Origin of the sequence: Streptomyces sp. UH6, assembly GCF_013421635.1 — a bacterium.
Taxonomy (GTDB): Bacteria; Actinomycetota; Actinomycetes; order Streptomycetales; family Streptomycetaceae; genus Streptomyces; species Streptomyces abyssomicinicus.
On record NZ_JACADT010000262.1, the window covers coordinates 1 to 6,506 of the forward strand.

Genomic DNA, 6,506 nt, shown 5'->3' on the forward strand with positions numbered 1-6,506 from the left:
CACGCCGCCCGCGCGGCCTTCCGCAGCAGCCGCCGCTGCCGCAGCCCCGTGAGGCGGTCGGCGTAGACCACGCCGTCCAGGTGGTCGCACTCGTGCTGCAGGCACCGCGCGAAGAACCCGGTGCCGCACACCTCCACCGGCTCGCCCGCGACGGAGAACCCGCGCACCACCGCCCGGTCGAAGCGCGGCGTCCCCGCCTCCAGGCCGGGCAGGGACAGACACCCTTCCGGCCCACGCACCGTCACCCCGTCGGCCTCCACCAGCCGGGGATTCACCAGATGACCGAGATGGCGGACGTCCTCGTCGTCCGGACAGTCGTACACGAAGACCCGCACCCCCTCCCCCACCTGGTTGGCCGCGAGCCCCACGCCGCCCGCCGCGTACATGGTGGCGAACAGGTCCTCGACCAGCCGTTCGAGCTCCGGCCCGAATTCCGTCACCTCGGCGCACGGGCTGTGGAGCAGGGGGTCGCCGTGCAGGGTGAGAGGTCTCACGCGCCCGTCGGCGCCGGGGATCGAACCGTGTCGCATGCCGGTCAGGGTACGGTCCTTCCAGGCCATGACGGTTCCGCCCACCCTCCGCTGCCCGCCGTCGCAGCCGGTCACGGTGCGGTTCCGGTATTCGGCCGGGTGAGCGGATCTCGATAGGCTGAGGCCACCACACGCTGCCGGGACTCACGCGCGGCGCGTACGCAAGGAGGATCGAGAACTGATGGCAGGCACCTCGGACCCGCTCTCGCCGCGGGCCAAGCTGGCCGTGACGGCGGGCAAGACCGCCGCGGCCGTCTCCCGGGCAGCCGGACGCGGCAGCGGATCGGTGATCGGCGGCCGGGTCGCGCTGAAGCTGGACCCCGAGCTCCTGGCCCGGCTCGCGCAGGGCCTGGACATCACCCTGGTCTCGGCGACCAACGGCAAGACCACCACGACGCGCCTGATCGCCGAGGCGCTGCGCGCGGCCGGTCCGGTGGTCTCCAACGCGCTGGGCGCCAACATGCCCGCGGGCATCACCTCGGCCCTGGCCGAGCGCAACGATGAGGCCCGGTTCGGCGTCATAGAGGTCGACGAGAAGTACCTGATCGCCGTCGCCCGCGAGACCGACCCCAAGTGCGTCGCGCTGCTCAACCTCTCCCGCGACCAGCTCGACCGCGCCGCCGAGACCCGCATGCTCGCGGAGAACTGGCGCGAGGGCCTGACCGGCACCAAGGCCGTGGTGGTGGCCAACGCCGACGACCCGCTGATCGTGTGGGCGGCCTCGTCCTCCCCCAACGTGATCTGGGTCGCGGCCGGCCAGATGTGGAAGGACGACGCCTGGTCCTGCCCGTCCTGCGGCGGTGTGCTCCAGCGTCCGGGCGACGACTGGTTCTGCGGCGAGTGCGGCTTCCGCCGTCCGACGCCGAGCTGGGCGCTCTCCAACGACCACGTCCTGGACCCGCACGGCTCCGCCTGGCCGATCCACCTCCAGCTGCCGGGCCGCGCCAACCGGGCCAACGCCACCTCCTCCGCGGCCGTCGCCGCCGTCTTCGGCGTGCCGCCGCAGGTGGCGCTGGAGCGCATGTACCACGTGCAGGCGGTGGCCGGCCGGTACGACACGGTGCAGTTCCAGGGGCGCGACCTGCGCCTGCTGCTCGCCAAGAACCCGGCGGGCTGGCTGGAGACGTTCTCGCTGATCGACCCGCCGCCGACGCCGGTGATCCTCTCGGTGAACGCCCGCGGTGCCGACGGCACCGACACCTCCTGGCTGTGGGACGTCGACTACACCCGTCTGAGCGGGCACCCGATCTTCGTGCTCGGCGACCGCAAGCTGGACCTGGCGGTGCGCCTGGAGGTCGCCGACCAGAACTTCCAGGTGTGCGAGAACCTCGACGAGGCGGTCCGCCTCGCCCCGCCGGGGCGCATCGAGGTCATCGCCAACTACACCGCCTTCCAGGACCTGCGCCGCCGCGTCGGCAACTGAATTCCGACCAGCGACCGCCCAGCGACTCACAGTTCGAGGACCGACTCATGAGTGACAGCCAACTCCGGCTGGTGTGGATCTACCCGGATCTGCTCAGCACCTACGGCGACCAGGGCAACGCCCTCGTCGTCGAGCGCCGGGCCCGCCAGCGCGGCCTGGACGTGGCCCGGATCGACGTGCGCAGCGACCAGCCGATCCCGACCTCCGGCGACATCTACCTGATCGGCGGCGGCGAGGACCGCCCGCAGCGCCTCGCGGCGGAGCGGCTGCGCCGCGACGGCGGCCTGCACCGCGCGGTCGGCAACGGCGCGATCGTCTTCTCGGTCTGCGCCGGCTACCAGATCCTCGGCCACGAGTTCATCAACGACCTCGGGCAGCGCGAGGCGGGCCTCGGCCTCCTCGACGTGGTCTCGGTGCGCGGCGAGGGCGCGCGCTGCGTCGGCGACGTCCTCGGCGACATCGACCCGCGGCTCGGCCTGCCCCCGCTGACCGGCTTCGAGAACCACCAGGGCGTGACCCACGTCGGCCCGAGCGCCAAGCCGTTCGCCCGGGTGCGCTTCGGCAACGGCAACGGCACCGGCGACGGCACCGAGGGCGCGTACAACGACACCGTCTTCGGCACCTACATGCACGGCCCCGTACTGGCCCGCAACCCGCACATCGCGGACCACCTGCTGAAGCTCGCGCTCGACGTCAACGCCCTGCCGCCGGTCGACGACCGGTGGTACGAGGCGCTGCGCCAGGAGCGCATCGCGGCGGCCACCCAGCCGGCCTGACGGCCGCCGGGAACGGCCCCGCGGCCGGCGTCGGCGGCACCCTCCACGACACCCCCGAACTCGCCCTCCGGAAGCCCGTTTGACGGGGCATCCGCACAGGTGAGCGGGGGTGTCCGGCTGTCGGACGCCGGGTTCGGCAGGGGGGCCCGACGCCGGTAGGGTGACGGTCGTCAAGCCCGGACGAAGCGGTCCGGTGCCGTCCCCCATCGAGAAGGTTATCCGCGCCATGCGCATTGGTGTGCTCACCTCCGGCGGCGACTGCCCCGGCCTGAACGCCGTCATCCGCTCCGTCGTCCACCGCGCCGTCGACGCCCACGGTGACGAGGTGATCGGTTTCCGTGACGGCTGGAGGGGTCTCCTCGAGGGCGACTACCTCAAGCTGGACCTGGACGCCGTCGGCGGCATCCTCGCCCGCGGCGGCACCATCCTCGGCTCCTCCCGTGTCCGCCCCGAGCACCTGCGGGACGGCGTGGAGCGGGCCAAGGGCCACCTGAAGGAGCTCGGGCTCGACGCCGTCATCCCGATCGGCGGCGAGGGCACCCTGAAGGCCGCCCGCCTCCTGTCCGACGCCGGGCTGCCCATCGTGGGCGTGCCCAAGACCATCGACAACGACATCGCGGTCACCGACGTCACCTTCGGCTTCGACACCGCGGTGGGCGTGGCCACCGACGCCCTGGACCGGCTGAAGACGACCGCCGAGTCCCACCAGCGGGTCCTGATCGTCGAGGTCATGGGCCGCCACACCGGCTGGATCGCCCTGCACTCGGGCATGGCGGCGGGCGCCCACGCGATCGTGGTGCCCGAGCGGCCCTTCGACATCAAGGAGCTGACCGAGCGGGTCGGCGCGCGGTTCGAGGCCGGCAAGCGCTTCGCCATAGTCGTGGTGGCCGAGGGCGCCAAGCCGCTCGCGGGCACCATGGACTTCGACGAGGGCGGCAAGGACGTCTACGGCCACGAGCGGTTCGCCGGCATCGCCAACCTGCTGGCGGTCGAGCTGGAGCACCGCCTCGGCAAGGAGGCCCGCCCGGTGATCCTCGGCCACGTCCAGCGCGGCGGCACCCCCACCGCCTACGACCGGGTGCTGGCGACCCGCTTCGGATGGCACGCGGTGGAGGCCGTCCATCGCGGCGAGTTCGGGAGGATGACCGCGCTGCGCGGCACCGACATCGTCACCGTGCCGCTGTCCGAGGCCGTCGCCTCGCTGAAGACGGTGCCCGAGGACCGCTACGCCGAGGCGCCCGCGGTGGTGTGAACGGCTCCGCACGGGGTGTGACCCGCGCCTCCCCGACGCCTGCGAACCTTCCGTGCATCGCAGGTGAACCGCCCCCGGCCGCCGGCACGGCCGGGGGCGGTTCTAGTCTGGTGCGGACAGATTTGCACAACCCCCACGAAACAGGAGCCGGCGGATGGACCACAGCGGTCACGGCGCCATGGATCTGCCCCCGTTCACCCTCGGACGGGGGCTCGCCTGGTCCCCGGACGCCTTCTTCCTCGTCGCCTGCCTGCTGGGGCTGCTGCTCTACGGGTGGGGCGTCGTCCGGATGACCCGGCGCGGCGACCGCTGGCCGGTCGGCCGGACGGTCTCCTTCGTCGCCGGCGTGCTGAGTGTGCTGCTGGTGATGTGCACCGGGCTGAACGACTACGGCATGGTCATGTTCAGCGTGCACATGGTGCAGCACATGGTGCTCAGCATGCTCTCACCGATCCTGATCCTGCTGGGCGCCCCGGTCACCCTGGCGCTGCGCGCCCTGCCGGTGGCCGCCCGGGGCAGCCTGGGCCCGCGCGAGCTGCTGCTGAAGCTGCTGCACAGCCGGTACATGCGGGTGATCACCCACCCGCTGTTCACCATCCCGATGTTCATCGCCAGCCTCTACGCGCTGTACTTCACGCCGGCGGTGGACTTCCTGATGGGCTCCTACCTGGGGCACATCGCGATGATGGTGCACTTCTTCGCGGTGGGCGTGGTCTTCTTCTGGCCGATCATGGGCGTGGACCCGGGTCCGCACCGGCCGAGCCACCTGATGCGGATGCTGGAGCTCTTCGCCGGCATGCCGTTCCACGCCTTCTTCGGCATCGCCCTGATGATGGCGTCCACGCCGATGATCGGCGCGTTCGCCCACCCGCCGGCCTCACTGGGCATCGACGCGATGGAGGACCTGAACGCGGCCGGCGGCATCGCCTGGGCGTTCAGCGAGATCCCGTCCGTGCTGGTGCTGATCGCCCTGCTGTTCCAGTGGTACGGCTCGGAGCAGCGTCAGGCCAGGCGCAAGGACCGCGCGGCCGACCGGGACGGCGACGCGGAGCTCGAGGCGTACAACGCGTACCTGGCCTCCCTGCGGGCGGGGTCGGCCCGGCAGGGCTGAGCGGGGAGCCCCGCGCGGGCTCCGCCCGGAGCCCGCGCGGGGCTCCGCGGAGCCCGTGGCACGCGCCGCGGGGTCAGGTGCGTGACGCGCCGCGGGTCAGGTGTCGCGCAGCGCCACCAGGGCCAGGAACAGGGCCCCGAGCACCACCCATCCGAACCACAGCCAGCCGTTGCTGCCGAGCGCCACCGAGTAGGCCGTCACGAGGACGAGGCCGCCCACCGTGAACGCTCCCATGGTCTTGGTCGAGCCGGGCGTCTTCGTTCCGTGGATCCCAGACGTGTCAGGCATCGCGCCCTCCTCAGGTCCGCTACACCCATGGTGCCCCGCCCGCCCCCCTTCTCACCCTCTGCGGAGGCCTCCCGTCGCGGGGCCCGCGGGGTGGACGCCCGGCCGGTACTTCGGCAGCCGCACCGTGACCTTCATCCCGGCGCCCGGGGCCGTCTCGATGACCAGGCCGTAGTCGTCGCCGTAGACCTGCCGGAGCCGGTCGTCGACGTTGGACAGGCCGATGCCCCCGGAGGGCCCGGCCTCGCCGGCCAGGATGCGCCGCAGCAGCTCCGGGTCCATGCCGACGCCGTCGTCCTCGATGACGACGACCGCCTCCGCGCCCTCGTCGCGGGCGGTGATGCCGATGCCGCACTTCTCGCCGCGTCCCTCCAGCCCGTGCTTGACCGCGTTCTCCACCAGCGGCTGGAGGCACAGGAACGGCAGGGTGACCGGCAGCACCTCGGGGGCGATCTGCAGGGTGACCGCCAGCCGGTCGCCGAAGCGGGCGCGGACCAGCGCCAGGTAGTGGTCGATGGCATGCAGCTCGTCGGCGAGGGTGGTGAAGTCGCCGTGCCGCCGGAACGAGTAGCGGGTGAAGTCGGCGAACTCCAGCAGCAGCTCCCTGGCCCGCTCCGGGTCGGTGCGGACGAAGGAGGCGATCACGGCGAGCGAGTTGAAGATGAAGTGCGGCGAGATCTGCGCCCGCAGCGCCCTGATCTCCGCCTCGATGAGGCGGGTGCGGGAGCGGTCGAGGTCGGCGAGTTCGAGCTGGACGGAGACCCAGCGGGCGACCTCTCCCGCGGCCCGCACCAGGACGGCGGACTCCCCCGGCGCGCAGGCGACGAGCGCGCCGAGCACCCGGTCGTCCACGGTGAGCGGGGCGACCACGGCCCAGCGCAGGGAGCAGTCGGGGGTCTCGCAGCGCAGCCGGAAGGCCTCGCCGCGGCCGGTCTCCAGGGGACCGGCGAGGCGTTCCACGATCTCGGCCCGGTGGTGGGAGCCGGCGCCGTCCCAGGCCAGGACCTGGTCGAGGTCGGTGAGGCAGAGCGCCTCGGTGCCGAGCAGGGAGCGCAGTCTGCGGGAGGCGCGGCGGGCCGTCTCCTCGGTCAGCCCGGCGCGCAGCGGCGGCGCCGCCAGTGAGGCGGTG

General features: G+C 72.7%; 7 protein-coding genes. 4 read left to right on the forward strand and 3 right to left on the reverse strand.

Translation table 11 applies throughout. The annotated features are described in order from the left end of the window. Positions 1–530 (reverse strand): peptide deformylase (gene def, locus HW445_RS14770; protein WP_180221478.1); only part of this gene is annotated, 530 nt, incomplete at its 3' end. A 181-nt stretch (positions 531–711) separates the two neighbouring features. On the opposite strand from def, the gene HW445_RS14775 reads away from it, so the two are divergent. The 4 genes from HW445_RS14775 to HW445_RS14790 all read left to right on the forward strand — a co-directional run bounded on the left by HW445_RS14775 (position 712) and on the right by HW445_RS14790 (position 5,092). Beyond that, positions 712–1,953: a MurT ligase domain-containing protein gene (locus HW445_RS14775; protein WP_180221479.1), complete on the forward strand. Its 1,242-nt coding sequence runs from the start codon at positions 712–714 to the stop codon at positions 1,951–1,953. Between the two features lie 47 nt (positions 1,954–2,000). Further along, complete coding sequence (locus HW445_RS14780; protein WP_180221480.1) at positions 2,001–2,729, forward strand: type 1 glutamine amidotransferase; 729 nt, start codon at positions 2,001–2,003, stop codon at positions 2,727–2,729. A 226-nt stretch (positions 2,730–2,955) separates the two neighbouring features. Next, positions 2,956–3,981, forward strand: a complete 1,026-nt coding sequence (locus HW445_RS14785; protein WP_180221481.1) for a 6-phosphofructokinase — start codon at positions 2,956–2,958, stop codon at positions 3,979–3,981. A gap of 154 nt (positions 3,982–4,135) precedes the next feature. Next, positions 4,136–5,092, forward strand: coding sequence for a cytochrome c oxidase assembly protein (locus tag HW445_RS14790; protein ID WP_180221482.1), 957 nt, complete (start codon positions 4,136–4,138; stop codon positions 5,090–5,092). A gap of 96 nt (positions 5,093–5,188) precedes the next feature. Here the strand turns inward: HW445_RS14790 and HW445_RS14795 are convergent, their stop codons facing one another. Both HW445_RS14795 and HW445_RS14800 read right to left on the reverse strand, forming a co-directional pair. Next, positions 5,189–5,380: a hypothetical protein gene (locus HW445_RS14795; RefSeq protein WP_180221483.1), complete on the reverse strand. Its 192-nt coding sequence runs from the start codon at positions 5,378–5,380 to the stop codon at positions 5,189–5,191. Between the two features lie 51 nt (positions 5,381–5,431). Then, positions 5,432–6,506, reverse strand: a 1,075-nt coding sequence (locus HW445_RS14800; protein ID WP_180221484.1) for a sensor histidine kinase, incomplete at its 5' end; no start/stop codon positions are given.

Bases quoted from the DNA above. Each gene is read 5' to 3' on its own strand.
- HW445_RS14775 (WP_180221479.1), top strand. From the start codon at position 712: ATGGCAGGCACCTCGGACCCGCTCTCGCCGCGGGCCAAGCTGGCCGTG.
- HW445_RS14780 (WP_180221480.1), top strand. From the start codon at position 2,001: ATGAGTGACAGCCAACTCCGGCTGGTGTGGATCTACCCGGATCTGCTC.
- HW445_RS14785 (WP_180221481.1), top strand. From the start codon at position 2,956: ATGCGCATTGGTGTGCTCACCTCCGGCGGCGACTGCCCCGGCCTGAAC.
- HW445_RS14790 (WP_180221482.1), top strand. From the start codon at position 4,136: ATGGACCACAGCGGTCACGGCGCCATGGATCTGCCCCCGTTCACCCTC.
- HW445_RS14795 (WP_180221483.1), bottom strand. From the start codon at position 5,380: ATGCCTGACACGTCTGGGATCCACGGAACGAAGACGCCCGGCTCGACC.